The organism is Aneurinibacillus migulanus (assembly GCF_001274715.1).
Lineage (GTDB): Bacteria > Bacillota > Bacilli > Aneurinibacillales > Aneurinibacillaceae > Aneurinibacillus > Aneurinibacillus migulanus.
Genome location: NZ_LGUG01000009.1, coordinates 247,286 through 272,743 on the forward strand (window position 1 = coordinate 247,286; position 25,458 = coordinate 272,743).

Here is a 25,458-nt window from a genome sequence, read left to right on the forward strand (position 1 = left end):
TTACTCCCCTTTTCTCAGTTTTCGCATCGCAAAGAGCAAAGGAATCATGCTGTACAGGATAACAAGCACTACGCTGCCAATCATCCCTACTGGAGAACGAATAGCCTGCTCCCAGTAATAAAAAGTGGGGCCATATATGTATCCTTGTCCCTGCCAAAAGACCGCACCAATACGCACAGCTTCTACCGGGTTAAGCGTCAGCAGTATCGCCAGTGCACCCTCTTGCATCGTACGAGGCAGAATCGGCAATGCAGCCATTACGCCCATGCCGTAGATATACACTAGGAAAAACCACAAAAAAAGGCTGCCCGCTATCGCATTCAGCCTACTTCTTACCCTGCTTCCCAACCATAAGCCTAAGGAAGAAAAGGCAGAAAGCAACGGAATGCTTGTAAGCAGCAATGCTCCTATGGCCTGCAAGGAACCGCCTTGTCCAAAAACCGCCAGGCTGACATACGCAATCATCGTTCCTGCCAATACAGCGCATATTAACGCTAGAAACAGACCCAAGAACTTTCCGATTACGTACTGAGTCTCTGTTAGCGGATACGTATGTAACAGTCGGGTCATTCCGTCGCTCCGCTCACCAGAAAGCGAAAGAGATGAGAGCAATACTCCCATAAGCGGTGCAAGCTGAAGCACCATATTCAACAGCATCATGGATTGCCGGGTCATCCCGCTCGCTCCCGTGCTTGAGAACAACGCATGATTCCAATAAGATAAAAACACGCCCAATATGGCAAATAAGGCGGCAAAGGCCGCGAGCCAGCGACTTCGCAGCATCATTTGCCACTCGTATCCGACCACAGCCTTCACCTGACGAATGCCAATTCGCCTCATTACTTATGCTCGCCTTTCATTTCTTCGTGCTGCTTGCTATCACCATGCTGTCCGCCATGGTCCTGCTTCGCGTCATGTTTCATATCTCCATGCTGCATACCTTCATGCGGCATCATTTTGCTCTTGTCCATCTTCCACTCGTGTTGTTGCAATTGCTCATATGTCATAACTTTCCCTGTTCCTTTTTCCTGAATGAACTTCTCCGCAGCCGCTTTATCTTTAAACGCATGCACACCATATCCCATCGGCGTCGACACATTCATCGCATCTACATATGTAGCGTCTTTCAGTGTTACCCATTCTTTCGTTCCGCTGTCCTGTACAAAGCTTTCCGCAATATTTTCTTCTTTATGTTCCCCTACATACTTATGCAGGCAACCTATATCGTCGAATTTAACGCTTTTTCCGTCTGCTGTTACGTATTGAGCCGCATATCCGTTATTTTTAATGGCCATATGGCATTGAGCGCACGTATCCACTGCTTCATCAATAGGCTGGGGCTGTATACTTTCCTTCTTGCCGCAGGCTGCAAGCACCAGCAAACAAAATATCATTCCGGTAATTACCCATAATCCTTTTCTCTTCTCTAACATGCTATTCACTTCTCCTCTTTGTTTTATTCTGTAAATGGAACATTCATAAGCGGATATTCATCGACCACAGGATAAGCAGACGCGATCTGATCCATCAATTGATGCAGGGGACCGGCATAAAAAATACCAAGCAAGGGGTTGTCCTCAAATGCTTTGAGCATATCGTCGGCCATACGGTAAGCACCGTCCCCAACCCCATCCTTATTGAAGTCCCATCCTCTGTAATCGTCCCAGTAGTTGCCGTGTGCTTGTCGGCTCCATACTTCAGTTGACCAATTCGTACCACCACCGATCTGACGCACATTAGCGATGAAGGCATTCTCGGTTAGATGAGTGGCTTCTATTTCCCCTTCGCGCTTAACTCCCATCGCGTTATAAGCGACCAGATTTTTTTGAAGGAGCGTGTCTTGAACCGTGTCCATCGTAATACCCGTTGTATTATTGAGCAGCTTGTTTCCTTTGACGAGACCATTCTGCACATCATATAGAAACAAGCCACATCCTTGCACATCCAGCTGATCACGGAAAATGTTATCCTGAACTTCGATCCCTCTTGCTGACATAATCATCGCACCGATTACACTGTCCTCTGTCACATTGGACACGATGCGGTTATCATCCGAGAACATCACATGGTAACCATAGCGGGAATTCTGTACCGTATTTTGCTTTACTGTATTGCGAACCGTTTGGTCAAAATACACGCCATCCTGGACTTCAGTAAGCCGGTTGCGTTCAATCGTGTGCTTTCCGCCTGCTGTAATTTGAATTCCGTTTCCTCGTCGTGCAACTGGAGCTTCTTTATCCCCCTGAATAAAATTATCCGATACCAGACAAGCAGAGCTTCGGTCCAGATGAATGCCGAACAGCGTGTCTTGAATGTTGTTATTTCGTACAATCGTATCGTTTCCCTGAATCAGAATACCTGCGTCATGCGCGGTTACATCCTGCCCGCTATTTCGGATAGTCAACCCTTCTACCGTGACTCCATTCGCCGTAATGGTTAGTACACTCCCCATACCATTCCCTTCGAGAATGGCGCCTGGTTTCGCCTGTAAGATAACAGGCTTGTCAATCGTAAGTGGACCTTTATAAATACCAGAGGGAACGATTACTGTCTGTCTAGGCTTGGCCTGTGTAATGAGCTGTTCGATTGATACTTCTTGTTCTGCATGCGCATACGACATGGCTGTAAAAAAAGAAAACAATAAAAGAACGATAACTCTTTCTATAAAAACCCCCTCCATAATCGTACGCCTGAGCTTGCTTCGTTCTATTATAGTTACAAGTGGTGTAAGAACTGTGAAAAGATTTCGAAAGGAATATGACGATACCATTACTGTAGTAATGCCTTCATATCCTTGAAAATTTGCTCATTGTCCATTTGATCACCCATTTTGTAAATCGCACGTATATTCTCCTGACCGTCAAGCAAAAATAGCTCGTTGGAGTGAGTGAGGAACCCATTTCCTGAATCCTCTACATACACCTTAAACCCATCAAGCACTTCCTTTGTTTGTTCCGGCGTACCGCGCAGGAATCTCCAGCCCTCCGGTTGAATGTTCCTTTCTGCCGTATAGCGCTGCAGCACTTCTTCCGTGTCATTTTTCGGATCGAATGTAATGGTCAATAGCTGTGTTTTATTACCAAGCACCCCCTCTTCCTTTAATTTCTGCTGGATACGGATAATATTCAAATTCGTTGCCTGGCAAATATCTGGACAACGTGTGTAATGAAATGAGACAAGGCGTACCTTTCCATCCGATTCTTGTAAGGATACTGGTTTCCCGTACATGTCTGACATCGTAAAGGACGGTGCTTTGTCGATTACAGGTAACTGCCTCGAACCCCACATGAATTGATAAACAATGACAACAATGACAGTGATGATTAGCAAAGAAGCAATAATAGCAAACCGGTTACGTATTAACTTATGTACCATATATGACTCCTTGTATTTTCGTTATCCACAATATAAATGTTAATAAATTGTTGTGTGCAACTTGTGTGATATATATGGCAAATTTATGAATAAATAGGATTAATAGCAGAAAAAAAGCAAGGTACGATTGATTCATGAAATGAGCATACCCCCATTCCAGATATGGAATGGGGGTAAAAAGCAGCAAAACAATTATACTTATTCCTTCGTTCGTAAATATAAGACCTCTTCTTGCTTCCCGTTGCATGTAATTTTTAATCTATATGTATCATTTTGATATGTTTGATTGTTCATAGTACCAACGAGAAACGCTATCATTTTTTTACTAATTCGTTTCGTTTCCATATCACCTACATTTCCAGTGGCAATAATATCACGTGTTTTCAGCTGTATATCAATATCTTCTAATTCGGGCATATCCGATCCTTTGTACGTTAATTCAATCCAGTTTACTTTCTTATCATTATATAATTCTGGGTCATATATGTAAGTTGCAGACCACTCTTTTCCCTCTCCCCTAAACTGTGTTATTTTTTGTACTACTGATTTCTGGCTGCATGCTCCTGTATATATGATCAATAAAGCAATGAACAAAGCAAGGCTTATTTTTTGCACACTCCACTTCCCCTTCAGCTGAATACCCCCCCCTTTTTTTACCACATAAATGTATCACAAATCAAACGGGCTGATTAGCTAAAAGACTCCCCTTCTTATCCAGAGGGGAGTCCCAATCATTAAATCATTACGATACCAGCTCTTCAGAGAATTCCGTATCGACAAGTATATCTCCACCGGAATGATACTGAACCGACATGGAGTCATCAAGCGTAAACGTCGAGATGCCTTTGCAACGGAAATGAATCATGCAGCTTTCCTTTGCCATTTCTTCTTTTTTGATACCGGCCAGATGACGAATCGCTTCCAGAAGGAGCTCGAATTCCTCCTTGTTTTTCACATAGTACACATGAATATCTGCATGGATTTCTAGCTTATGCTCCGTTTCTACAATCATTGCAGTAGCTGTCCAGGCTTCATGCCAGTTCGATTCAGGCAAAAAACCGTACAATTCTTTAGAAATGGGTAAAGTCTGCCACAAAACGCTCACTTCCTCTCGTATTACTCAAGCATCTTCTTATTCACTAGGATGGATCATATTCTCAGGCCGTACAATCTGGTCAAATTGTTCTTCCATAAGCAGGTTTGTTTTAATGGCGGCTTCTTTGAGCGTTAGCCCTTCCTTGTGGGCCAGCTTCGCGATAGCAGCCGCATTCTCATAGCCGATATGAGGATTCAACGCCGTAACAAGCATAAGCGACCGATTCAAGTTATGCTTAATTATTTCAAGGTTCGGCTCTATACCAACCGCGCAATGTTCATTAAAGGAAACCATCACATCCGCAAGCAATCTTGCAGACTGCAGGAAATTATAAATAATGACAGGCTTGAAAACATTCAATTCAAAATTCCCCTGGCTGGCAGCAAACCCGATCGTAGCATCATTCCCCATTACCTGGCAGACCACCATCGTCATCGCTTCGCTTTGTGTCGGATTAACCTTCCCCGGCATAATAGAGCTTCCCGGTTCGTTGGCAGGAATGGTGATTTCTCCAATTCCAGTGCGTGGTCCACTCGCCAACCAACGTACGTCATTGGCGATTTTCATCAAATCAGCCGCAAGAGCTTTCAAGGCCCCGTGTGCATATACGATTTCGTCGTGACTCGTCAGAGCATGAAATTTATTCGGAGCAGAAACAAACGTTTTGTCTGTAAACCTGCTAATTTCTGCGGCTACCATCTCACCGAATTTAGGATGAGCGTTAATACCGGTGCCTACGGCTGTTCCACCGATAGCAAGCTCCTTCATGGATTGGACGCTTTCCTTAATCATTTTCTCGCTTTTTTCCAGCATCCGGTGCCAGCCGCTTACCTCCTGTCCCAGCGTTAACGGAGTAGCATCCTGCAGGTGTGTGCGTCCGATTTTAATAATATCTTTAAATTTCTCAGATTTTTGATGAAGTACGTCCTTTAGTTGGCACAGAGCCGGAAGTACTTGATCTTCAACGGCAAATACCCCGGCTATATGCATGGCCGTAGGAAACGTATCGTTTGAGCTTTGCGATTTGTTGACGTCATCATTAGGGTGAATGCGATGTTTACTGCCGCTTTGCTCAAGTAGTTGATTGGCACGATGGGCAATCACTTCATTCACATTCATATTCAACTGGGTACCGCTTCCTGTCTGCCAGACTACAAGTGGGAAGTGCTCATTCCACTTGCCCTCCAGAATTTCATCTGCCGCCTGGACAATCGCCTTTGCCTTATCTTCCTCCAGTTTACCGAGCTGCTGATTTGTTTTTGCTGCACTTTTCTTTAAAATAGCAAAGGCGCGGATTACCTCTTGGGGAATTTTTTCCGTGCCGATTTTAAAGTTCTGGCTGCTACGCTGCGTTTGAGCTCCCCATAGTTTATCCGCCGGTACTTTGATTTCTCCCAGCGTATCCCTCTCTGTTCTGAATTCCATAGTGCATCCTCCTTTAACATGATTCAAAAACCATATTAATTATTTTCCACATATCACTGTGAATATATAAATTTGCACAAACAAATTAATACGTTCTTGCAGTTTAACGGCAACCGAGCCGATACTGCTGTAGGTTGATTGATTACTCTATATGTATTCACGTTTTCAAAACACCATCTAATGATAATTATTTTCAATTAAAATTATAATGATATTGATTATTATTGTCAATTAAATACCTTCTTTCTCTCAGGTCTACAACAAAAAACACCGTTCAGAATCGAACGGTGTCATAAAGTAATCCTACAAATTATATTTTACAATAAGCCCTAAATGTGTAAGCCCTCCCCCAAAACCATAAAGCAAAAGGGTGTCGCCATTTTTCACTTTCTCTTTTTGTATTCCTAAATGTAAGGCTAATGGAATCGACGCAGAAGAAGTGTTCCCCATGTACTCCATACTTGTGAGTGTTTTTTCTATCGGGAATTTGGCCTTTTCGCATATCGATTCAATCATTCTCATGTTCGCGCTGTGCGGTACAAACCAGTCGATATCATCCTTTTGTAAGCCTGTTTTATGTAGCAGCTCCTGTATGCCAAGTGGTAAAGTACGCGCAGCCCACTTATATACTTCTCTTCCGTTCTGCACCATCTTTCCAGTCGCTTGTAAAGGATTCCCCTCCATCGTAGTAGTGAAGGTTGTTCTGTATACGTGAGCGCCACCTTCACCATTGGTGCCCATATGTGCAGCTATAAAACTGGGATTTTCCGCATCCCGTTCCACTAAGACAGCCCCGGCTCCATCCCCGAACAAAATACAAGTCGTTCGGTCACTATAATCAGTTACTTTTGATAGCGTCTCCGTAGCGACTACTAAAATCTTATTATGCGCCTCAGAGGTAATCAAATTGTTAGCCAAATGTAGTCCATATGTGAAACCAGCGCAGGTAGCATTTAAATCAAAAGCGCCTGTATGGGGAATATTGAAATGGTTTTGTATTTGGCATGCTACACTGGGAAACGCGTAATCCGGAGTCGTCGTCGCCACAATGATGCAATCAACGTCCTGCAGATCTTTTTTATATGTTGCCACCAGATTCTCAATTGCGTGAAAGGCTAGGTTGGAAGCATATTCTTCGTCTCCTGCAATTCGTCTTTCCTTCATGCCCGTTCTTTGGATAATCCATTCGTCGCTCGTATCCACCATTTTTTCTAAGTCTGCATTCAATAGCTTCTTATGAGGAACATACGTACCAATTGCTGTAATTCGTGCTTTAGATTTAATCATTAGATTACACCTCAACTTTCTTTTACGCATATTTTATCACTAGTTATTAGTACTTGGTACTAATTTTTAGACATTTTTTTCTGTATATGTTAGATTATCGTACACCTTAACTATGTAAGGAAAAAGGCATGATCATCAGCATATTCCACAAAGGAAAGCGCCATAATCATGCCATCAAAACATCTGTATATGCTTTTTTAATTTTGATAAATTATCGCTCTCAACTATGTAACTCATTCAAATGCATACTTATCTTTAGCATATTTGAGATATTTCTTAAACCAAATAAGTTTTCTTCTTGCCTTCTTTGGCAATGCCTTATTTTTCAGTCGATTCTTTAGTAACTTTTTTATTTTTTTATGAAAATTCAATGCCTCATTACGTGTATTAAATTCGGATATCCGGAAAAAATCGAGGTAATAATTGTCTTTTTTCTCTTTTAATAATAATTGGGACAGGAATTTTTCTTCTTCTATAATCGTATGAGGTTCATATCTATATTCAAGCGCCTCTTGATAGAATTCCTGGGATAAAACAACGCGCGCATATTTAGCCGCTTTTGCTTCAAGTTGACGAGCTTCTACCAGGGCCGGCCCGAATACCATATTGCCCTCATGATACAGCTTTCCGATAGATACTCCACCCCGAACGAAAAAACCTCTATCTAACAAATTGAGCTGTAAGTGACATACGTCTACTAATAATTGATACAACGCACCTGAATCGTATTCGACCGGGTAAGAAATCGCTATACTATTAGAAAAAATGGTCATTCGTTTCCCTGGCAATTCTGAACCCCATACATTATGTTTTTTCCCTGCTGTATTTTCTTCTACATATTTGAGTGCCGCCAAAATAGTAGAAGCTTGAGCAGAGTCATCAGCAGATTCATCTATTATGGAATCGAGCTCCATAAGATGAATAAACGCTACAGCTCTTTCCTGGTAAATGTCCATCATCTTTACTCCCCCTAAAAATAAATAATAAAAAAAGCGTTCAGAAGTTTTTTCCATTATACTCCTGTAACGCATGTTTTTTAAGCATTTTTAATTAAGGGGGTAGCTTCATGTCTTTATTATCTTTGATGTACATAAGTTATAGCAGTATTTTTTTCCTGCACTTGATGATACAGAATTTTTTGTATTGCTTTACACCTATTTATGATTAACACAACATCATCTTTTTTCTTCAAAACCAAGCTAATATCTTTAAACGCATTCTTGTCCTCAAAGGTATTGTCAGGTATTTCGGCAAAAACATTTATTTTTATACTAAGAACACGATTAGAGTTTTCTACAACATGTGTGCTTACCCTGTGTCTTGTATCAGAAGAACAAATAAAAGAAGCTTGTAAATCTTTCAAATTCTCTCCATATATAGCAATCGTATCTTTATCTGTAGCAACTACCCCATACACTAGAATTGAACCTTGCCCTTCCATTTTCAGTTGGTATTCCGTATTTAGAACTACTTTTGCCCCTGTCGGAATCGAATCTCGAATTACACAATAAGGACTAATTTTCACACAATCCCCTATTGTAATAGGTCCCAGCACTCTTACATGTGCTCCTATTTCTACATCATCCCCGATAGTTGGGTGCCTTTTTCCACTTTCGTTATTTCCGATCCCTTCAGAACCTAGAATAACTCCTTGTAAAAAGTAACATCTGGAACCTATTTCAGTCGTTTCTCCAATCACAGTTCCGATTCCATGATCAATAATAAAAGGAACCCCAATGGTTGCAGCGGGATGTATTTCAATCCCCGTCTCCACTTTTGCTTTTTCAGATATAGATTTGGCAAGGAATTTTAAGTAATAAAGCTGCTCATCCTGCTGTCCTATACTATAAAGCATATGGGAAATCCGATAATACATAACGGCCTTAAATGCTGAATACGAATGATAAACATATTCGATTGACTGTTCAGCGGCAGGGTCTTTTTGTGAAAAATATGATGCATCCTCAAGAATATTCTTAGCCGTGTTTATTATTACTTCTTTTTCAAAGCTAAGCTTTCCATGCAATGGTTGTTTATTTTGTTTTATTATTGACAAAATATCTTCGCTAACTTTAATAAGTGAGATGCTTTCAATATTCATTCCTATTTTCCCCACCCCTTCACACCTTCTCAGACAGTTTTTCGTAACCGTTTCAGAAATAAGGTAAATAACGATACTATCCATCTATACTATGGATAATTAAGCTAAGGGTATAAAGAAAGGGCTTATTCTATACTATTGCAAATGGCTCCTCTGCTGAAGCCTCTGACTCATCTACAAATAAATCTAAATAGCTTCTGCCACTGTCAGGTGCAATCGTTACAATATTTTTATCTTTTGTCATTTGCTTGGCCAGTCTTACCGCCGCTGCAACGTTCGCACCAGCAGAAATACCGATAAGAATTCCCATGTTTCTCGCTACATATCTCATCCAGTAAAGAGCTTCTTCATATCGTACAGATAAAACATCATCAATCAATTCCGGCTCGACAAATGAAGTTAAAACGGCGCCAATTCCCTGGATTTTATGTGGGACAAACTTTTCCTTTAAGACTTCACAACCTTCTGGCTGCACACCGATCACTGACAGTTCATAAAAAACTTCCTTTAACTTTTTCCCTACACCAATAAGGGTTCCGCCGCTGCCAATTCCCGCAACAAACACATCTACTTTTTTATTTTCACGAGACAAATCATTAATTATCTCTTCGCCTGTTTTAACAAAATGAGCATGTGGATTTGAAGGGTTTTGAAATTGATTCAAGTAAACATACTGATCATCTTCACTGACCATTTCATTGACTTTTTGGACATGTGAATCATTTCCTTTGGTATGGTCAGATAAAATCACTTTTGCTCCATATGCCCTCAATACATCCTTTTTCTCTTGGCTATAATTATCTGGAGTAACCAACACTACTTTATATCCAAGCGCAGCTCCAGCAATTGCCAAGCCAATTCCTGTATTTCCACCTGTAGGCTCAATAATGACCTGTCCTGAATGCCGTGTAAGGATTCCTTGTTCTTCGGCGTCTAAAATCATTTGAAAAGCAATTCGTGTTTTCACGCTTGCTCCAGGATTATACTCTTCCAATTTCAAATACACATTGGCCCCGCTATCCTGTCCATAGTTGACTTTAACCATAGGGGTATTTCCTACATATTCAACAATGTTTTCAATAATCATTATAACGCCTCCAATTTTTATATTTTAAGTAAGTGAGCTAATAAATCCTCTATTATTTTTCTCTTCATTACTCACTTACTCCAAAAACATCTTGCCAGTTTCCTTTGTTTAGGCGACATGAATACTATCAATATACTTGCTTGTATCAATCTCTTATAGAAACCAACGTAACGCCATCATGGAAAAAATTCCGACTACTACAGTTCCTAACAAGCTGCGAGTTATAACTGCAACAAGCAAAGCCGGAAGAGCAGCAAGAAGTCTTATATTATCCCAAAAATACGAAAATTCTTTCGTTGGTAACAATAATTCTTGGGCTAACAAAGCTGCCATAATAGCAACAGGAATGTGAGCAAGCCAGCGCAATCCCAATTGAGGAATATTAAGCTTGCTTAACACGACGAGTGGAAATACCCGTGGAATGATGGTTACAATCGTCCCGCCAACAATAACCCAGAACACCTGCCATGTTATAGCCATTTCTCTATTATCACTCCTATCGTTGCTGCCAGCACAGTAGCTACAATAATATCTATCCCACCGGAAAATAGGAAGCTAGCGCCTACAGTAATAGCAATTGCACTAATGGTTACCAGCAGGTCTATCCGTATTTTTGCACGGCTTAAAATTTGCAAAACAAGTAATCCAATAAACATAGCCGGCAAAGCAAAATCAAGTCCATAATCTTCTGGTTTGGCGATCCATTGACCAAAAATTCCACCTGCGACATTGGCAATCAGCCAATTAACATACGCAGTTATATTTAAGCCAAACATCCAGCGATCGTTGGCCAGCGTTCTATTCGCAAGATGGTTCGCTGCCACCCCGAACGTCTCATCGGTCAACTGAAAACCAATAATTGCATTTTTCCAGGTAGGAAGATGTCGAAAATAAGGGGCCAGCGCAGCACTTAACAGTAAATAGCGAAGATTAGCAAAAAATATAGTTAAAATAATCGCTGATATCGGTGCGCCTGCTACCAGCATACCTGCGGCAATAAATTGGGCGGACCCCGCATACAAAAACAAAGACATAAGCACAATTTCTAGGATACTTAAACCAGCCGTTCTTTCGATTACACCGGCAGCAAACCCTATGCTTAAATATCCAAATACGGTTGGTAAGCAGTCCTTTACACCTTGTAAAAAACTATCTTCCTGTTGTGTACCAACATATGCTTCAGCTGATACATGCTCCTGCTTCATTTTTCCCCTCCTTCAGAACATAATATAAAGGTCACCTCTATTAGCCATCCACACAGTTACAATAAAAGGAATATAAACCATTTTATTTAGTAGTTATTATACTACCTACTTAAAACAATTACAATAATTGTAAGTATATTTTTATAAAAATTTAGTAAATAATGTACATTCTTACCTTTTGTCTATATAATAGTAAGTTATTCATACAGAGGTAATGTTCAAGCTATTATGTAAAACAATTTTTTTAAAACAAAAGGGTAAAAAAAACGCTCGTCAGAATATTAGTGGAAAATATTCTGACGAGCGTTTTTTAACCTACTATTTTTCTAAACTCGAAGTCAAGCGCATAAAATAAAATCTGCCCGTTTTTATCATGTTCTCTACCTGTGCAATCATCTCTTTACGTATTCATTCTGAAGAATCCCCATATGAATCACATCATGCCATGTTCCTTCTCTAAACAGGCTTTGCCGGGACCTTCCCTCATGCTGGAATCCCACTTTTTCATATAGCTTGATAGCCCTTTGATTAAAGGAAAATACTCTTAAGGAGACTCTGTGCAGATTCATTTCGAGAAACGCATAATCCAGCAGCAGCTTTAATGCCTCCGCTCCATATCCCTTTCCCCAATAATTTTTATTTCCAATATCGATAATGCATTCAGCATTACGATTTTTATAGTCGATGTTTATTAATGAAGTAACCCCTATTGGTGTCTCAGTCTTCCTCTCAAGCACCATGTAGCTTTTAGAGGTATGAGATCCTAGGATAACTTGATTAACAAATTCTTTTGTCGCTTCGAAATGATATATATCTAAAAAAGGACTTGTTGATTGCATAACTTCCAAGTCATTTCTCCATATATGATAAAGTTCTGCATCTTCTTCCGTCATTTTTCTAAGCGCCATTCTTGAAGACTCGAACAACATTAAAAGCACTCCTTTATCATTGCATAGTTATTGTTCTTCAATCGGACAAAGCATTTCTTTTAATGAAAAAAGCAAGACCGTAAGCTGCTCATTCACGTTTGTTCTCTCTGAACCTAGCTGAAACGTATTTAACATTAGACCATCTAGGAACGAGACAAGATAAAGAGCAATGGATTCAGGAGATAAACGAGGTTGAAACTCTCCTTGTTCTATCCCCTTCTGAATAACCGATTTTATTGCGTCTACTATTCTTTGGTAACGTTCTGTTATGTAAGGGAAATTTTCTTTATTCCGTACGTAATTAGATGATAAAAAAAACTCCGCTTTGGAGAGCAAAAGAGATTGATTGATCGCCTCAATATTTTTTTGCTGCTGTTTAATCCAGTTGGTTACATGAGTCCACAATGAAGATTGGTCATCCGGTTCAAAAAGAAGGATATCTTGCTGATCATCAAATTGAAGGACCTCCATAAAAACATGCTCAATATTATCAAAGTAAGAATATAACGCCCCTCTTGATACTCCAGCTTCATCCATAATGTCTTGCATCGTTGTGTGTGTATACCCATTTCTAATAAACACTCTTCTTGCCGCTTGCAGTAATTCATTCTTCTTTTCTCTTTTATACTCCTCACTTACTTTTGGAGACATACTCTCCTCCTTCCAACCACGCTATCCTGTCAAAATATCAAGTGTAATTTATATAGTAACCGCATCCTGAAAGAACTTATAGCTACGAAAAATCATGCGGATTTACTCAGTTTATAAAATATACACTGGTGTCGTTTTTTAATCATATTGCAATTATAAACGACACCAATGTCGTTTTCAAGCTTCTTTAACCTTTCAGAACATTCTACATTTCATTGCTTGACTGTTGCCATCCTTATCTATGCTTGAAAATAACCTTCCTTAAATAAAAGATACCAGTCATTTAACTTATCATTTTCTAACACCTCTAATTTTTCCAAAATATCTTTTGAGAATTCCAGCGTAGCTGTGCCATTAGCCGTTATTAGATTCCCATCACTAACAGATTGGGCATCTACGTACTTTTCATCTCCACGGTAATTAGGCGCTCCCTCTTTCAAATAAGGTAAAGAATTACCTGTATGCTTATTATTTTCTAGAAAACCGTTGTTCCCTAAGAAAGTAGTTGCATCACAAATTGCCGCGACAGGTATACCATTTCTAAAACAAAAGTCAACAAGAACTTTTGCACACTGATTTTCTTCTTTTCTCCATCCAGTACCACCCGGAATAATTAACATTGCAAATGTTGTTTCAAAAGAATACGTTTTTAAACTATAGTCCGGGAGCACGGTTAATCCACCCATCGAAATTTTAGGTTCTTCATTAATCGCAATTGTTTTAACTTTATATTGAGTTTCCTGTTTGTTTAATTCTGCACTAACATAACTGGCTTCCCAATCGGCAAAACCATCAGTTATAAAAATCAACACTTCCTTCAAACATATCCCGCCCTTCGCTTAAGTTCTTTTAAAAACAGCATATAATGACTTCCCTGACAATGGCTGTCACGGAATACTTACTGCCGCTTTTCTTTTTCAGTTTTACTACGTTAAATGTAGAAACATGTTACATATTCAAAAGTTTTTCGACTTGTCTTTTTAGAATCTGTTGTTCCATCTTTTCATAAAGGGCAAGTAGTTGCTTTATAGAAGAGAGTTTTGGTACTAACCAGTACACAAATAAGGCTGAAATCACCCCTAAAAGAGCTCCTGTAATAACATCGATAGGGTAATGAACACCTACCCATATACGGGAGATAGCTACACAGCATGGAAGCATAAGCCATAGCCACTCCCCCTTTTTGCGCACAAGCCAGAATGAAATGCAAACTGAAAAAAACAGGATCGTATGGTCACTCGGAAACGAATTGTCTATATCATGTTCGATAAGTTGATTGACATGTGGCAGCACCGCAAACGGTTGATAATGGGAATGAAATTGACCGGCCATTTTCCCGAGGATTTCAGCAAGAATAAAGGCGNACCAATAGACCACTCAAACATAAAAAATACAACATATATTCCGCTAAAAAGACTATAACTGGATTTAGGTAAGGGTACTGTTTACCTAAATCATTAATCAAACGAAAGGCATCAATATTGAACTGGGAAAACACCATTCTTAAATTCCTCCTATTTTCAGAATACTGTAAAATGAAACCCCGATTTCCCTACCCTACGGGAAGTCGGGGTTATTGTTGTACACTCTAAACAGGAAACAATAAGCTTTGCATCAATGAATATCGACCTTTTTAAAGTAGATAAGCGTTGCAACGAATCCGGCAATCGATGTAATCAAAATAGCGATATACGAATATTCAGGGGGATATTCGGGAACGAAACCATTGTCTGCTATAACGTGTACAGCTGACCAAGGAAATAAAGCCTTATACGCTCGATTGGCAAGCGCCACGTTTCCCATCGTAATAACAGCCGTGAAAATAATGGTTGGAACATAATTCTTAAACAAAAAGGTGACAAATATAGTTGGAGTGGACAAAAGAAAAAGTAGGCTACCTCCAAGTAAAAATTGTTTCAGTGATTGTAATAATACGGCAGCATTCAAGCCTTCATATTGCCCTATCAATCCCAAAAGGAATATCAATCCCCAGGCCACTAACGTTAATACCAGTATCCAAATAAACAGCAGTACCAGTTTGCTTACGATAAGACTAGTTCTTGACACCGGGATAGTTAACAAATTTTTCAAGGTGTCTTCCGCAACTTCACGGTGAAACAAATAGGCCGTAATGACTCCATATAGAAGGGTTCCGATCAGTAAAAGCACATACAAATTGGTTTCGGAAAACGCCTCACTAAATAGAACAGGTATTTCAGGCTTTTTGGCTTTCGCATCTAAATATCCGATAAAAACCATCACCGGGGCAGCTGCCGCTCCGATAAGGCTGACCATAAACATCTTGGCTCGTTTAAGCTTAAGAAGTTCTGTATATAACAAATTAACCAATCGTCCCACCTCCTATTAATTTGATAAAGTAATCTTCCAGCCTGTCTTCGCTCATCGTAATCTTTACTACTTCAATGTCATGTTCTACAAACGCTTTGTTCAGCTTGCCCTGCTCTCCAATGTGCGAATATACACGGATTTTTCCTTCATCCAGAACTTCATAATCAACGATATCGAATTGCTTCTCAAGCAGCATCGCCGCTTTATTATCATTAGACACTTGAAACTCAAGGTATTTACGATTTCTTTTTCTAAGCTCCTCAAAAGTGATTTCTTCAAGCAGCTTTCCCGCATGAATAATTCCGATACGATCCGCTAACTGCTCTACTTCGGATAAAATGTGGCTGGAAATCAGAATCGTTATGCTTCTTTCCTCAGCCAGAGATTTAATGAGCCTTCGCATTTCCTTAATCCCGATCGGATCTAAACCATTGGTAGGCTCATCCAATATTAACAGCTCCGGATGATGAAGAATCGCTCTTGCTATACCCAATCTTTGCTTCATGCCCATGGAATATTGGCCAACCAGTTTTTTGGTTTCGTGTTGCAGTCCAGCGATCTCGAGTGCTTCTTCAATCGCATTTTTCTTATAAACACCCATGAGCTTTGCGTTGATTAATAAGTTTTCTCTGGCTGTCAGATTTTCATAAAACCCTGAATGCTCGACAATTGATCCAATTCTCCTTAAAATTTCTTTTTGGTGCTTGAACAAATTCTCTCCGAATATCTCAATTTGTCCCTGGGTAGGTTTAATCAGGCCTAATAACATTCGAATCGTAGTCGTTTTACCTGCACCATTCCGACCTAGAAAACCGTAAATTTCTCCTTGATTCACAGTCATATTAAGATGATCTACTGATTTCTGATTTCCATACATCTTTGTTAGATTTGTGGTTTTTATGATTACACTCATTTTTGAGACACCCTCTTTCAGTAAGCTCATGGTTACATTATAAGAAGGCGGTTTTAACTGCTTCTTATCTATTTCTTAACTATTTCTTAAAATCAGTTCTACTCGTTATGTTTTGGAATAGAAAAGCCAAAAGTAGTTTTTTCCCACGGAATGCTCTCTACCCATATCCTTCCGCGGTTTTTTTCTACCAGAGCTTTAGCAATGGCAAGACCTAAGCCACTCCCTCCATTCAAAGGATTCCTCGATTGATCACTTCGATACATTCTTTCAAACACACGACTAAGATTAACTTTTGAAATCCCAGGTCCCCTATCCCAGACAAGCAATTGATATTCACGGGCGGTTTCTGTAAGCTCTATGCCCAGTACTTTCCCTTCTCGTCCATAATGTACAGCATTGTTGATTATATTACGTATAATCCGCAGAAGACTTAGACGATCTGCCATGATTAAGCAATTTTCCTCTGGAATCCTGACTTTTAACTCGATATCATATTTTTTCAGCACAGGTAAAAATTCAATCAACGATTCTCTGGCGATTTCTGCAAAATCAAGGGATTCTTCCTTTAAGGGGACCTCATCTGCATCTAGCTTTGCCATATGAAATATTTCATCAATTAATTGCTTTAAGCTGTTGGCTTTCTTTGATATGATCGCAAGATATTCCTGTTTTTCTTCTTCTGAGGCAGCTATATCATCCTTTAGGGCATCTACATATCCAATAATAGATGTGAGGGGAGTTCGAATATCGTGGGAAATATTAGACAGAAGGCTCTTTCTTACAGCCTCGGATTTTATCGTTTGAACCTGGAATTTATCTAATTGTTCGATCAACTCATTGATAGAGAAGATAACCTCAGCAAGTATATGATCATCATTAGCCAATAATCTGGTATTAAAATTCCCGTGAATTGCCCGTTTTAATTCTACAACTATGCCTTTTAACTTCGTTATGAATTGGAACCTCATGAATAATAAGATTCCTGTTATAACAAAAAGCATAGTAAATAAAACCCCTCGAAAGATTCCTTGGGGCTGATTAACCAAATCCATAATCACAAGACTTGTTATGATTAATAATTGAAGAATAATGAGAAAGGTACTCTTGTCACGATTCATCTTTCTCACCTACAAACTTATACCCTATTCCCCACACGGTCTGAATAAACTTCGGATCGGAAGGGTCATCTTCTATTTTCTTTCTAAGCTTTCTAATATGCACCATAACTGTATTATCATCTTCTAAATATTCACTGCCCCAAACATTACGAAATAGTTGTGTCTTGGTAAATACTTGTTCAGGATGAGAAGCGAAAAACTTCAGCAGTTCAAATTCTTTTGCAGTTAAGGATACCTCTTCTCCGGATATGGTAACCGTGTACTTTTTTAGATCAATCGTGATGCCTTTAAACTTTATAAGTGTTTTTTCATGAGAATTACCATCGCTACCTAATATCAAAAATCTCCTCATAAGGGCCTTGACTCTAGCGACCACTTCATTGATGCTAAAAGGCTTCGTAATATAATCATCTGCCCCTATGCTTAAACCCAAAATTTTATCAACCTCATGATCCTTAGCAGTAAGCATCAGGATAGGCACATTGGTTTTATTTCTAAGTCTTCTACATACCTCTATGCCATCAATCTTAGGCATCATTAGATCTAATATGATTAGGTTATATTTGTTTTTATCAAACAGAGTAAGAGCTTCCTCCCCGTTTACTGCTACATCTACCTTATACAATTCTCTTTCTAGATATTTTTTCAATAAATCCCTAATTTCTTTTTCATCATCAGCTATAAGTACTCGAATATCCTCCATGTTTTCACCTGCTTCTTATATAATTTTCTTTAAGCTTAAATCATTTATACAATCCCATCGATGAAGAAAATAAAAAATCCACCTAATTATATACTATTATTTGTTAAAATAACGCCATCCGATAGCTCACTAACAAAAATAATAACCCCCGTTTCAGATAAAATCTAAAACGGGGGTTTCGGTCAATTTTTTTATAAACGGTGATAGCCGTCTTCTCACTTAATCTTCCTCACATTTCAACTACTTCTGGATTAACTCCACGATGAATCATTTACCTTTTTTATTCTCCACTCTAAGGTTTACTTGTAATTGGAGAGGTTAATCAAATAGTGATTGCTTTATTTAAAAATTGATTTTTATTAAAAGTCAACATTATCCGGATCTGGACCCACACGATGATTGTCATGTAAGGAATTAATTTGTTCGATGTCTTCTTTTGTTAGTTCAAAATCAAATATATTTGCATTTTCAATAATACGATGTTCTTTTGTAGATTTTGGAATCGTCACAACACCATTTTGCAAGTCCCACCGTAGGATAACTTGTGCAACTGATTTATTATATTTGTTCCCAATCTTTTGTAATGTAGCGTTATTTAATAATTGACCTTGCATTAATGGAGACCAAGCTTCCAACTGAACTCCCTGTTCCCTACAAAATGCTTGTAGTTCTTTTTGTGTTAACCGCGGATGATATTCCACTTGATTAATCATTGGCTTAATTTCAGCCTCTTGTATGAGATCTTTTAGATGATGGATTTGGAAGTTACTTACCCCTATCGCACGCACTTTTCCTGCTTTATAAAGGGTTTCGAGTGCCTTCCATGTGTCTTTATATTTTCCTTCTACAGCCCAATGAATGAGGTATAAATCTAAATAATCCAGACGAAGTTTATTTAGGCTTGTTTCGAAAGCTGCCAGGGTGGATTCATATCCTTGATCCGCATTCCATACTTTTGATGTTATAAATAGCTCTTCTCTGGAAATACCGACCTCCTTAATCCCTTCTCGAATCCCTTGTCCTACCCCCTCTTCATTTCTATAAATAGCTGCAGTATCAATACTGCGGTATCCATGCTTAATAGCGGTTTTCACAGCGTTTACCAGTTCAGGACCTTCTTCCACTTTAAATACTCCTAAACCAAACCATGGCATTTTTACACCATTATGCAATGTCGTTGTATCCTGTAAGTTCTTTGCCATAATAAGATGACCTCCTGACTTTTAATGCAAAAACATCTTGTCGTTATACATAGAAATAAATAAATGTTTATACAGTGAAATACTTGGTTATCTCCTGCTGTTTACTTGTAGTGGAAATGAGATATACTACGCGCTCAATTGCCTTTGATCTTTCTTCTCAAGTGTCATGCTCCATCCTGTAAGAAGAAGAGCACCTACTACCATACTAGCTCCAACCCATGCAGTATGAATCAATCCCATGGAATCTGTGACAATTCCACCTAGATATGAACCCATCGCGATTCCTATGTTAAAGGCTGCAATGTTAATCGCAGATGCGACATCCACAGAGCTGGGAACAAAACGCTGGGCAAGCATAACTACAAACACTTGTAATCCTGGTACATTCATGAAGGCTAATAAGCCCATTAAAATAATAGTAACCAAGCCTAGAATCTTATAGGGTGCAGTAAATGTTAAAATAAACAGTACAATAGCTTGTGCAATAAACATGTAGAACAATGCATGAATTGGATTTCGATTGGAAACCTTACCACCAATGATGTTTCCAATTGCAATGGCAATTCCATATACAAGTAAAATGATACTGACTTTATCTGCTTTAAAACCTGTAACTTCCTGCAATAACGGAGATAGATACGTAAAGGTTACAAATGTACCACCGTATCCTAAAGCTGTAATAATAAAGACAAGAAGCAGACGACCATTTGTGATAAGTTTTAGTTGATCACGGAATGAAGCTGGTGATCCCTTACGTAAAGTAGAGGGAATTAATATACTGTTTGCAATAAAAGCAATGACTCCAATAATTACAATGCCAGTAAATGCTAATCTCCAACCAAAATGCTGACCGATAAAGGTTCCGATTGGGACTCCTGTAATTGTCGCAACAGTAAGGCCTGTAAACATAGTGGCGATTGCACTCGCTCGGCGATTTTCTGGCACAAGATCTGCTGCGATTGTAGAACCGATAGACATAAATACTCCATGTGAGAAGGCTGAGATAACACGAGCAACAAGAAGTACACTAAAGCTTGTAGACACAGCTGCGACACTATTACCAGCAATAAAAATAATCATAATCCACATTAATAATGTTTTACGTGACATAGCAGACGTTAACGAGGTTAACACAGGTGCTCCAATGGCTACTCCTAGCGCATATAATGAGATCGTCAAGCCCGCTGTTGTAACCGAAATTTGCAAATCGCGAGCGATCAGTGGTAATAGCCCTACACTAATAAATTCTGTTGTTCCAATTCCAAACGCACTAATGGCTAATGCCAGCAATGCTAGCGTACTCCGTTTGTTATCTACAACTATTTCTTGTTGAGTAACATTAATAGTACTCATATTTCCTCCATTTCTATTTTCATACATACTGAATGATATAATTTATGATGTTTACAATAATTATTTTTTACTAACCTAGGAAGTAAATGAACGAGTATAACTAAAATCGATCGACAAATGTTATTATGAAATATAAGAATCAAAAAGGAAAGTAAGCACTTTAAAGTTATATAGGCACCCTAAAGTTATATAGGTACTTTTAAGTACCTATAAGTTAGAAAGGAGCAGATGATGATAAAGAAGAAGTATAATATCTCGGTTGAAGCCACGTTAGAGGTTATCGGTGGTAAGTGGAAATGTGTAATCCTTTGTCATTTAACCTATGGCAAAAAACGTACAAGTGAACTGAAACGCCTTATGCCTGGAATTACACAAAAAATGTTAACTCAGCAATTACGCGAATTGGAGCAAGATGGAATAATAAACCGGATTGCTTACAATCAAATTCCTCCAAAGGTAGAATATGAGCTTAGCGAGTATGGCTGGAGTTTAAAAGGTATTTTAGACTCTCTATGTGCATGGGGAGAAAAGCATATTATCAAAGTATATGGTGATAAGTTTTCTGTCTTAGAGGAAAGCATTTTAAATGATAACCTGAAGTAATGAGGGTAAGAATAGAAAAGGGCTTGTTTTGAAAAAAGATGGAACAAAACAAGCTCTAAATATTTTTATTGAATCTTACAAAAAAAATCTGCCCAAACCTTCCACCCTCTCTTCTCTCCACAAACTCAACCATATTATGGTCTCATAGTCGCTCTACACTCTCTCCATCCGAAACCCTGAAGTAAATTTGTGACGATAGAAAAAAGCCGAGGAAATACAGGAGTGAGGTAGGTCCTGCGTTTCGCTCGGCTTTTAGATAAACTATTTAAGCTTTAGGCATGCTTTATAGGTTTTGTGCAAACGTTAAAAGGAATGCACAACATGTAGAGTGAAAATAAAGTTGTTTAATTTTTGATATAAAATACTTCACTATACTTAAAAATATAACAATAAAGTCGTTTAAATCTAAATATTATTCCATTATCACGCCCTTTAATGGAATAAAGGAATAAATATACTATACAAAGATTGAATATTTTACAGGAGTTCCGAATCCTAACTTTTCAGCTAATTTTATAGATGACTTATTTAATATGTCACAATCCCAACGTGGCATAATGTCGTTTTCGAGACAGTGATCTATAAATGTTTCCGCATTAATAGACGCTAATCCCTGTCCCCTATAATCTTCGTGAGTTACAATATCAATTTCTGAGAACTGGAGTGAAGAAAAAATTGAAGTACATTCACTAACTATTTTTCCTTTATGAAGAATACAGTAACCGAAACCATTTTTAAAAAAGTTGGATACAGATCCCCAATATTCTTTATAATAATCCTCATTAAATTCCGAGCTATTTGTTATTAACTCTTCGTTTGTTCTCCTAATAGAATAGTCACTATCAAAAAGGTTTTTGTCATGAGATCGTTTATTATTTACATATACAAATGAATACCTGCTCATCTTTTTTATATTATCTTTAAATTGTTCATTGATTGCACAATCCCAGTATTCAGTTGGAGAAAACAAAGTGAAACGTGATTTCTTACTTTTTCTTTGACAATACAAATCAAAAAGAAAATCATTAAACTCTTGATTGTCTTCTTTTCCAGCAACGAAATAAATACCGGATTGCGTTCCAATTAGTACTGTCTCAGGGATTTTAGAGTCCGCATAAACAGAGCCACTAATATAATTATTCAACACTGAATAAAAGAAAGTTGGACCGGTTTTTACGTTACCTTCTATTACATTTAATACTTTATCAAAATCCGTTTCATTAAGTATTATCACAATAATTACACCCTTCATTATTACTGAATACTTCTATCCTAGATTAGTAACAATTATTTCAAATTGTGATACTTTACACAATCATTTATTCCAGAAAATGGCGCGATTGTTGAATATCACGACCGGCTTTTTTTAGACAACTTTATTATTTTTTAAACGACTTTATTTTAAATTAAATAATTTTATTGTCACTTTACAACAATATAGAAAAATATGGTAATTATGTATTATGGTATTAATCGTATATTCAGTACTAAATTACCATGTATTTAATTACTATTATAGTAAAATTATAGAAGTTACTTATAAAAAAACAGGAGGTAATTGTAAATGAAGAAGATTGTTAAAGCCGGTGCTATTGGTCTTACATTAGTAGGAATATTAGGTGTTAGCACTATAGATGTTCCTCAAGTAAATGCCGCTTCTACTACTATAAATGTAGGAGAAACCACAGATATAGAGGATGCTACACAAAGTGTAAAAGCTTATTTTAATGCTGTTAAATCTGGCAATGTAACTGAAGCTATGAAACATGTAATAGATGTGCGTAACGATAAAGGAGATGCTTCTGCGACTAGTTATGAGGAATACAAGAGGATGATAGAAGAGGACAAATCTGAATACGAACTAGTTTCAATTGAACCAGCAAATAATACATCTTTTAAAGCAAATTTAAAGGTTAAGGTAGATGGAAAAAGCCACAATGTTGCCATACCAGTTGTGAAAAATCAGGGGGAGTGGAAATTATTTGTTGACGGCTCTGTATCCTTTGATACAGTAAATAACTCTGTATCCATCAACAGATTAAATAGCGTTTCCGATAGTGCTGCTCTTTCGAATGGTTCTCTATCAACTGATAGTTTTGTTTTGTCTGAAGCAGTTCCACTTGCTAAGTATTATATTACTGGTTTAAATTCTAATAAGTATCCTGTAGCATATTCCGATGAATCATTCACTGTAAGTCAAGAACGTGCTGTAGTATGGACTTGGCAAAAAAGTCAGAATGCTGGCAGTGCCAACCTTACATATCGCATTGTAAAGAAAGGGTTAATTTGGGACAGTGAGTATAGTACCAATTGGAATTTAGTAGGTAATTATCAAGATGGAAATCGTCAAGGGCACGAATTCCCAGGAATTCCCAACGATTCTGGTTATAGCCTTAGAATAACATGCAATACATCGGCTAATGTAGATACTGGTGGTACAATTTATAGGTAATAAATTTTTAAGACAGCGCATCCAGGTTTCCTGAATGCGCTGTTTATAGTATAGTGCCCTCCTAACATTTTAAAAATAATTTACTTTTAATTTAAATAGCATTTTTGTAAAATAATAGATGAGTAGAAGAAACTGGATATAAATTTTAGAATTGAATCAATTTCATAATTGCTTTTTCGAATAAGAGACAGACTTCACCTAGCGGAAAATCGTGATTTTTAAAAAGTTAAGCTGCTTGGGTTTGAGTATTTTTAAGTTCTTTTCCGATTCGATCTGCTGCCAATTTCGAAGCATTATAAACAAGGGTAACAAGGTCAAAGTGAAATTTTGCTTTTTTACCTGTTCGATAACGAACATTGTTGAGTTGAAAGAATTCTTTTAAATAGGCGATAACACGTTCGACCGCCGTACGTTGATCGTAGAGTTCCTCCCACTTTTTTGTTCCACGAGCAGGAGCTGTGTACCGTCGTACATCCGTCTCTATCCGGATTTTATAAATTTTTTGGCAGAGAGAATCCTGGGCTAATGGACAATCCTTGCATTCTTTTGGACGGACAAACTTAAGTGTTTTGTACTTTGGGTCATAGCTATCGTAACGATATGAATATTCTCGTACGCATGTAGGGGCAAAGTGTGAATCAAATCCGATCGTTTCACCTTCATTCCGCTTGTTGTAAGCAATGATGGAATAAGCCTCCATACGGTAAATCTGTTGGTAAATCGGAACAGAATCGTACCCTGCATCCATGATGCCATAGCGGACAGATAAGGGCAGTTTTTGCAAACCTTTAAGCAAAGGAATGGCTGCTTTTCCATCATTTAAACTACCCGATGACATGATGGATTGGAGAATATATTGACTCTTGGTTCCTACGGCAAGGTGTCCCTTGAAGCCATACCAAAAAACATTCTTCCCTTCGCTGTTTTTCTTAACTCCCCAAGCGGGTTCTATCAGCATTTGAGAACGGAGGGTTTCTAGGGGAACATCGAGTTGATCAGCAATCAATTTTTCAAATACGGATGATTCGGCTTTCTCTTCTTGCTTCTGTTTTTCGTATGCTTCCTTTTCTGCTTTGGACCTGCGTCCACGTTTCTTTGGTTCTGGTTTTGCCTTTTTTTCTTGAGTTTTTGCTTGATCTCGAGACTCAAAATGGGTGGCATCGATCGCGACTGCTTCATCTTCTACAAAACCTTCTTGGATGGCTTGGAGAAGAATTTGATTTTGCATGTCTTCTAGAAGCGCGGTTTGAGACAGTTTCTGTACTAAACGAGAAAAGGATGCTTCCGAAGGAAGCGCATCAGAAAAGAGAAATCCGCATTCCAAACGAAAAAGGACGTCATCCTTTAAACGTTTCCGTAAATCTTTGACCGTTGGAATACGTTCGACAATCCGAGCGACCAAAGCGTAGATCATCGCAGCATAATTTAATTCTGTAGGAGCCCCATGATTCGTTTTTTTCGACAGCGAAAAAAGAAGAGGTTCAATGTCTATTGTTGAAAAGATCGCCTCAAAACGTTGGGTAGGTTCTAAATCATATAAATCTTGAATGCTAAATAGGCTTCCTTGTCGTATAATGGACACAGGGAGTCACCATCCTATCTCTAGAGT

The 25,458-nt window shown here is 38.4% G+C and carries 27 protein-coding genes and 1 pseudogene; 2 read left to right on the forward strand and 26 right to left on the reverse strand.

Annotated features, from left to right (window positions below):
• The 24 genes and pseudogenes from AF333_RS28400 to AF333_RS28510 form a co-directional block, all read right to left on the reverse strand.
• Entirely contained in the window at window positions 1-840 is an 840-nt protein-coding gene (locus AF333_RS28400) for an ABC transporter permease (RefSeq protein WP_043067200.1), read from the reverse strand.
• Window positions 840-1,433 (reverse strand): nitrous oxide reductase accessory protein NosL, encoded by a 594-nt coding sequence (locus AF333_RS28405; protein WP_043067199.1) that lies wholly within the window; start codon window positions 1,431-1,433, stop codon window positions 840-842. Before AF333_RS28405 ends, AF333_RS28400 begins: the two co-directional genes overlap by 1 nt.
• Window positions 1,434-1,456: 23 nt before the next feature.
• Window positions 1,457-2,680, reverse strand: a complete 1,224-nt coding sequence (nosD, locus tag AF333_RS28410) for a nitrous oxide reductase family maturation protein NosD (protein ID WP_043067198.1) — start codon at window positions 2,678-2,680, stop codon at window positions 1,457-1,459.
• 89 nt (window positions 2,681-2,769) lie between these two features.
• Window positions 2,770-3,375 (reverse strand): SCO family protein, encoded by a 606-nt coding sequence (locus AF333_RS28415; RefSeq protein WP_052812198.1) that lies wholly within the window; start codon window positions 3,373-3,375, stop codon window positions 2,770-2,772.
• Between the two features lie 198 nt (window positions 3,376-3,573).
• The gene (locus AF333_RS28420) at window positions 3,574-3,990 is read right to left on the reverse strand and encodes a hypothetical protein (RefSeq protein WP_043067197.1); all 417 of its coding nucleotides are present in this window, start codon (window positions 3,988-3,990) and stop codon (window positions 3,574-3,576) included.
• 127 nt (window positions 3,991-4,117) lie between these two features.
• Window positions 4,118-4,471 (reverse strand): hypothetical protein, encoded by a 354-nt coding sequence (locus tag AF333_RS28425; protein WP_043067196.1) that lies wholly within the window; start codon window positions 4,469-4,471, stop codon window positions 4,118-4,120.
• Window positions 4,472-4,507: 36 nt separating this feature from the next.
• A complete protein-coding gene (gene fumC, locus AF333_RS28430; RefSeq protein WP_043067195.1) occupies window positions 4,508-5,896 on the reverse strand; it encodes a class II fumarate hydratase in 1,389 nt (462 codons plus the stop codon).
• Window positions 5,897-6,199: 303 nt separating this feature from the next.
• On the reverse strand, window positions 6,200-7,180 hold the full coding sequence (locus AF333_RS28435) for a ketoacyl-ACP synthase III (RefSeq protein ID WP_043067235.1): 981 nt from the start codon (window positions 7,178-7,180) through the stop codon (window positions 6,200-6,202).
• A 236-nt stretch (window positions 7,181-7,416) separates the two neighbouring features.
• Window positions 7,417-8,142 (reverse strand): hypothetical protein, encoded by a 726-nt coding sequence (locus AF333_RS28440; protein WP_052812196.1) that lies wholly within the window; start codon window positions 8,140-8,142, stop codon window positions 7,417-7,419.
• Between the two features lie 116 nt (window positions 8,143-8,258).
• A complete protein-coding gene (locus AF333_RS28445; protein ID WP_052812193.1) occupies window positions 8,259-9,284 on the reverse strand; it encodes a serine O-acetyltransferase in 1,026 nt (341 codons plus the stop codon).
• 130 nt (window positions 9,285-9,414) lie between these two features.
• Window positions 9,415-10,371: a PLP-dependent cysteine synthase family protein gene (locus AF333_RS28450; protein WP_043067194.1), complete on the reverse strand. Its 957-nt coding sequence runs from the start codon at window positions 10,369-10,371 to the stop codon at window positions 9,415-9,417.
• Window positions 10,372-10,524: 153 nt separating this feature from the next.
• A complete protein-coding gene (locus AF333_RS28455) occupies window positions 10,525-10,851 on the reverse strand; it encodes an AzlD domain-containing protein (protein WP_043067193.1) in 327 nt (108 codons plus the stop codon).
• Complete coding sequence (locus AF333_RS28460) at window positions 10,842-11,576, reverse strand: AzlC family ABC transporter permease (protein WP_043067192.1); 735 nt, start codon at window positions 11,574-11,576, stop codon at window positions 10,842-10,844. The genes AF333_RS28455 and AF333_RS28460 overlap by 10 nt, the downstream gene beginning before the upstream one ends.
• 392 nt (window positions 11,577-11,968) lie before the next feature.
• Entirely contained in the window at window positions 11,969-12,505 is a 537-nt protein-coding gene (locus AF333_RS28465) for a GNAT family N-acetyltransferase (protein WP_043067191.1), read from the reverse strand.
• Between the two features lie 27 nt (window positions 12,506-12,532).
• The gene (locus AF333_RS28470; RefSeq protein ID WP_043067190.1) at window positions 12,533-13,156 is read right to left on the reverse strand and encodes a TetR family transcriptional regulator; all 624 of its coding nucleotides are present in this window, start codon (window positions 13,154-13,156) and stop codon (window positions 12,533-12,535) included.
• Window positions 13,157-13,395: 239 nt separating this feature from the next.
• Window positions 13,396-13,977 carry a type 1 glutamine amidotransferase family protein gene (locus AF333_RS28475; RefSeq protein WP_043067189.1) on the reverse strand — a complete coding sequence of 194 codons (582 nt, stop codon included), beginning with the start codon at window positions 13,975-13,977 and terminating at the stop codon, window positions 13,396-13,398.
• Window positions 13,978-14,104: 127 nt separating this feature from the next.
• A partial coding sequence (locus AF333_RS28480) for an undecaprenyl-diphosphatase (RefSeq protein WP_235497048.1) occupies window positions 14,105-14,519 on the reverse strand: 415 nt, incomplete at its 5' end.
• 1 nt (window position 14,520) lies between these two features.
• Window positions 14,521-14,657 (reverse strand): annotated as a pseudogene (locus AF333_RS36445) (undecaprenyl-diphosphatase); the annotation flags it as partial.
• A 113-nt stretch (window positions 14,658-14,770) separates the two neighbouring features.
• The gene (locus tag AF333_RS28485; protein ID WP_043067187.1) at window positions 14,771-15,505 is read right to left on the reverse strand and encodes an ABC transporter permease; all 735 of its coding nucleotides are present in this window, start codon (window positions 15,503-15,505) and stop codon (window positions 14,771-14,773) included.
• The gene (locus AF333_RS28490; protein WP_040302294.1) at window positions 15,498-16,418 is read right to left on the reverse strand and encodes an ABC transporter ATP-binding protein; all 921 of its coding nucleotides are present in this window, start codon (window positions 16,416-16,418) and stop codon (window positions 15,498-15,500) included. The genes AF333_RS28485 and AF333_RS28490 overlap by 8 nt, the downstream gene beginning before the upstream one ends.
• A 98-nt stretch (window positions 16,419-16,516) precedes the next feature.
• Window positions 16,517-17,536, reverse strand: a complete 1,020-nt coding sequence (locus AF333_RS28495; protein WP_043067186.1) for a sensor histidine kinase — start codon at window positions 17,534-17,536, stop codon at window positions 16,517-16,519.
• Window positions 17,526-18,239: a response regulator transcription factor gene (locus AF333_RS28500; protein ID WP_043067185.1), complete on the reverse strand. Its 714-nt coding sequence runs from the start codon at window positions 18,237-18,239 to the stop codon at window positions 17,526-17,528. The genes AF333_RS28495 and AF333_RS28500 overlap by 11 nt, the downstream gene beginning before the upstream one ends.
• 359 nt (window positions 18,240-18,598) lie before the next feature.
• The gene (locus tag AF333_RS28505; RefSeq protein WP_043067184.1) at window positions 18,599-19,441 is read right to left on the reverse strand and encodes an aldo/keto reductase; all 843 of its coding nucleotides are present in this window, start codon (window positions 19,439-19,441) and stop codon (window positions 18,599-18,601) included.
• A 126-nt stretch (window positions 19,442-19,567) separates the two neighbouring features.
• Window positions 19,568-20,794, reverse strand: a complete 1,227-nt coding sequence (locus AF333_RS28510) for an MFS transporter (RefSeq protein ID WP_043067183.1) — start codon at window positions 20,792-20,794, stop codon at window positions 19,568-19,570.
• A 231-nt stretch (window positions 20,795-21,025) separates the two neighbouring features.
• Here AF333_RS28510 and AF333_RS28515 point away from each other — a divergent pair, with 231 nt between their 5' ends.
• Window positions 21,026-21,397, forward strand: coding sequence for a winged helix-turn-helix transcriptional regulator (locus tag AF333_RS28515; RefSeq protein ID WP_043067182.1), 372 nt, complete (start codon window positions 21,026-21,028; stop codon window positions 21,395-21,397).
• Window positions 21,398-21,854: 457 nt separating this feature from the next.
• Here AF333_RS28515 and AF333_RS28520 read toward each other — a convergent pair whose 3' ends face one another.
• Entirely contained in the window at window positions 21,855-22,631 is a 777-nt protein-coding gene (locus AF333_RS28520; protein WP_043067232.1) for a GNAT family N-acetyltransferase, read from the reverse strand.
• A 330-nt stretch (window positions 22,632-22,961) separates the two neighbouring features.
• Between AF333_RS28520 and AF333_RS28525 the strand changes: the two genes are divergently transcribed.
• Entirely contained in the window at window positions 22,962-23,849 is an 888-nt protein-coding gene (locus AF333_RS28525) for a hypothetical protein (protein WP_043067181.1), read from the forward strand.
• A gap of 226 nt (window positions 23,850-24,075) precedes the next feature.
• On the opposite strand, the gene AF333_RS28530 is transcribed toward AF333_RS28525, so the two are convergent.
• Complete coding sequence (locus AF333_RS28530; protein WP_043067180.1) at window positions 24,076-25,431, reverse strand: IS1182 family transposase; 1,356 nt, start codon at window positions 25,429-25,431, stop codon at window positions 24,076-24,078.
• Window positions 25,432-25,458 lie beyond the last annotated feature (27 nt).